Below are 3,648 nucleotides of genomic sequence, written 5' to 3'. Positions count from 1 at the left end.
GTATTGACCACCGGTGATTGCTCCTGCGGCCCGCCATCCTTCCTGACATAGGTGATGGCGCCCGACGGGCAGCTTTCGGCGATGGCGACGATCTTCTCGACGCTGGCCGCTTCGGGATGGATCCATTGGCCCGGCGCGTTGGGCACGAAGACATGCGGATCGCCGAGCACGCAGTTGCGCGAGTGGATGCAGCGCTTGCCGGAAAACCCGACGTCGATCTTGTCGCTTTCGACCATGCCGGCCATAGCTGGGCTCCTTTTGCCTGAAGCACGTCGCGTCTGAACAGTTCGAGGCGGCGCGCGCTGGGTATTTGCACAGGCTATGGCTCCGGCCCGAAGACCGTCAAGCTGGCAAACCGGTCAGGGGACCAGCTCGATCTCCTCGGTCTCGCCGCCGCTACAGGTGTAGCAGCAATCCTCGCATTTTTCCGTGTTGCCGGGACCGACGCCCCAATAGGTGCCCTCGTCGCCATCGACCCAGGCGCCGTAGCAGATCGATTCGCCCGCGTTGCAGGATATCGGCAGCTGCTTGGTCTCGCCGTCGTCGAGGAAATAGTCCTTGTCCTCGCCCGGCCAGACATAGTCGCGATCCTGGCTGTAGAGCTCGACGCGCATGGCGTTCGGGTGGCTGTTCTTGATGGCGAAGGTGACATCGTCGGCTTGCGCCGCCGACGCAACCAGCATGACGAAGGACAGCGCGGCCAGCATGCGGCGCGCATAGGCATGAAACATGATAACCCCCGAATATGCGGCCCACCCGGCCGCGGGGCGACCATTGCATGCAGCGCTGAATCGCGGAAGTGGACCGGACGGGCCGATCCCTGACTTAATTTGGGTCCAACGAAACTTCCGCGCTCTACGGCACCAGATCGATCGTCTCGGTCGAGTGTTCCACGCAGATGAAGCAGCAGGTGTCGCAGGGCTGGTCATTGTCCGGCCCGACGCCGGCCGAGAGGCTGTCGTTGCCGTCGGCCCAGGCGCCATAGCAGATTTGTTCGCCCTGATTGCAGGACAGCGGCACGGATTTCTGCGACTCGGGTTCGATCAGGAACACCTTGTCATTGCCCGGCCAGACCGTCTCACGGTCGCGGCTGAACAGCTCGACCGCGACAGATTCCTTGCGCAGGTTCTTCACGAAGAAGGCCATGTCTGCGGCCTGCGCCGAGGCGGTGAAGACCAGCGCCGCCAGTGCAACCATACGAAACAGCGTCACGACCTGGATCTCCCGAATCATCGCGGCAGAATCGCATGCCTGCCCGTAACTAGGAAGGCGCGGAACCCTGCGTTGCGATGTCTTGCCCCAGCCGCACCGTTTCATGCACCAGAAGGTCGAGATCCTCGCGCCGTGTGCGATGATTGGTGATCGCCACGCGCAACCAGTGCTCGCCATGCACCGTGGTGTCCGAAAGGGCCGCAATGCCCTGTTCCTGCAGCCGCAGCATGATCTCCGTGTTGAGCGCCTTCAGAGCCTCGCCTGTCAGACCGGGCTGATAGCGGAAGCAGACGATGTTGACGGTCGGCGATGCCGCCAGTTGCAACTGTGGCGCGGCCTCGATCAAGCCGGCAAGATAGACGGCCTGGGCAATGTTCTGGTCGATCAGGCGGCCGAATTTCTCGACGCCGTGCTCCTTCAGCGCCATCCACACCTTCAGCGCGCGAAAACCGCGCGACGTCTGCAGGCCGTAATCATGCAGCCATTCGCCGGAAGCAAGGCCGCGCGGCGTCGATTCGAGATACTCCGGCGTCACCGCGAAGGTCCGGCGATGCGCCGCGGCATCCCTGACCAGGGCGCAGCCGACCTCAAATGGGGCGTGCAGCCATTTGTGGGGATCGAGCGCGACCGAATCCGCCCGTTCGATGCCGGCGACGCGATGCGCGTTTTCAGGCGCAATGGCGATCAGCGCGCCGATGCAGCCGTCGACATGGAACCAGAGGCCTTCCTCATGTGCCAGCTTCGCAAGCGCCTGCAAATCGTCGATCGCCCCGGTGTTGACGGTGCCGGCCGTACCGATGACGCAGGCCGGCTTGAACCCTGCTGCGCGGTCCTCAGTGATCGCCGCACGCAAGGCAGCGATATCGATGCGCAGCCCGCTATCGGTCGGGATGCGGCGCAGTGCCCGGTTGCCGAGGCCGAGTGCCTCCATCGCCTTGCGGTGGCACGAGTGTATCTGCTCCGAGCCGTAGAAGCGCAGCGGCTTCTCGATGGCAGCAACGCCATGCTCGCGCACGTCGATGCCGGCCTTGACGTTGCGCGCCACGGTCAGCCCTATGATGTTGGCCATCGAGCCGCCGCTGACCAGCGTGCCGCCGGCAGAAGCCGGAAAGCCCAGCATCTGCTTGCACCAGTTCACCACCTGGCTGTCCATCAGCCCGGCCGCGTGGTTGCCGCCGCCGAGGTTGGAGCCCTGGATGGCCGCCAGGAAATCGCCAAGCGCCCCCGTGAAGTTGCTCGACCCCATGTACCAGGACCAGAAGCGCGGATGGATGTTGCCCATCGGATAGGACATCACCGTGCGCGAGACCTCGCCATAGACGGCGGCAAGCGGCGCCGGCGAGCGCGGCAGCGGCGCCGAGAAGGCCTCTCTCACATCGGCCGGCATCTCCCGCCAGACCGGGCGGTCGCGCACATCGCGGAGATAATCGACCGCATCGTCGATGACGCGGTGCGACAGGGCCTGCACATCGGCCCAGTCTAGGGGATCGAGCGTTTCCTCGGCCACCAGGCCGAGGTTTTCTTGCATGGCGTCCATACCAGATCTCCCGTCAAGTCGCCGGGAACTGGCAGCCGGGCGTCGAGCGCGACAGGGCGGCCTCCTCGGCATCCATCTCGGCCTCGATGCCATCGAACAGCGGCGTCGACATGTAGCGCTCGCCGGTGTCGGGCAGCATGCACAGGATCACCGCGCCGGCCGGCGCCTTCTCCGCGACCTGCCGTGCCACGGCGAAGGTGGCGCCGCCGGAAATGCCGGTGAAGATGCCCTCTTTCCGCGCCAGTTCCCTGGCCCATTTGATGCCCTCGGGCCCGGCGATCGGCATCACCTCGTCATAGAGGCTAGTGTCGATCGCCTCCTGCAGCACGTTGGGGATGAAGTCCGGCGTCCAGCCCTGGATCGGGTGCGGCTCGAAGGCCGGATGGCTGGCGGCGGGGGCACCATCGGCGCCGCGCTGCTGGACCTTGCCGCTGCCGATGAGCTGCGCGTTGGCCGGCTCGGAGAGCACGATGCGGGTTTCCGGGCGCTCGCGGCGCAGCACGCGCGCCACGCCTACCACCGTGCCGCCGGTGCCATAGCCGGTGACGAAGCAATCTAGCCGCGAGCCGGCGAAATCATTGACGATCTCGCGCGCCGTCGTCGCCTCGTGGATGGCGGCATTGGCGGCCGTCTCGAACTGGCGGGCGAGGAACCAGCCATTGGCCTCGGCCAGTTCCACCGCCTTCTTGTACATGCCGAAACCTTTTTCGGCGCGCGGCGTCAGCACCACCTTGGCGCCCAGCATGCGCATCAGCTTGCGGCGCTCGACCGAAAAACTGTCGGCCATGGTGACGACCAGCGGATAGCCCTTCTGCGCGCAGACCATGGCGAGGCCAATGCCGGTGTTGCCGCTGGTCGCCTCGACAACTGTCTGGCCCGGCTTCAGCGCACCGCTGCGC

Annotated in this window: 5 protein-coding genes; all 5 read right to left on the bottom strand. The window is 65.5% G+C overall.

The window, feature by feature from the left end:
- Positions 1–245 (bottom strand): (4Fe-4S)-binding protein (locus EN984_RS26445; RefSeq protein WP_206517478.1); only part of this gene is annotated, 245 nt, incomplete at its 3' end.
- 114 nt (positions 246–359) lie between these two features.
- Positions 360–731, bottom strand: coding sequence for a hypothetical protein (locus EN984_RS26440; RefSeq protein ID WP_027040247.1), 372 nt, complete (start codon positions 729–731; stop codon positions 360–362).
- 124 nt (positions 732–855) lie between these two features.
- Positions 856–1,212, bottom strand: a complete 357-nt coding sequence (locus tag EN984_RS26435) for a hypothetical protein (protein WP_127268751.1) — start codon at positions 1,210–1,212, stop codon at positions 856–858.
- 49 nt (positions 1,213–1,261) lie between these two features.
- A complete protein-coding gene (locus tag EN984_RS26430) occupies positions 1,262–2,749 on the bottom strand; it encodes an aspartate aminotransferase family protein (RefSeq protein WP_127268752.1) in 1,488 nt (495 codons plus the stop codon).
- A gap of 13 nt (positions 2,750–2,762) precedes the next feature.
- A partial coding sequence (locus EN984_RS26425; protein WP_127384062.1) for a pyridoxal-phosphate dependent enzyme occupies positions 2,763–3,648 on the bottom strand: 886 nt, incomplete at its 5' end.

Source organism: Mesorhizobium sp. M7A.F.Ca.CA.004.12.1.1, assembly GCF_003997835.1.
Classification (GTDB): domain Bacteria; phylum Pseudomonadota; class Alphaproteobacteria; order Rhizobiales; family Rhizobiaceae; genus Mesorhizobium.
This window is presented reverse-complemented; position numbering and strand designations above follow the sequence as displayed.

Coding starts and splice junctions, on each gene's coding strand:
- EN984_RS26440 (WP_027040247.1), bottom strand. CDS start 731: ATGTTTCATGCCTATGCGCGCCGCATGCTGGCCGCGCTGTCCTTCGTC.
- EN984_RS26430 (WP_127268752.1), bottom strand. CDS start 2,749: ATGGACGCCATGCAAGAAAACCTCGGCCTGGTGGCCGAGGAAACGCTC.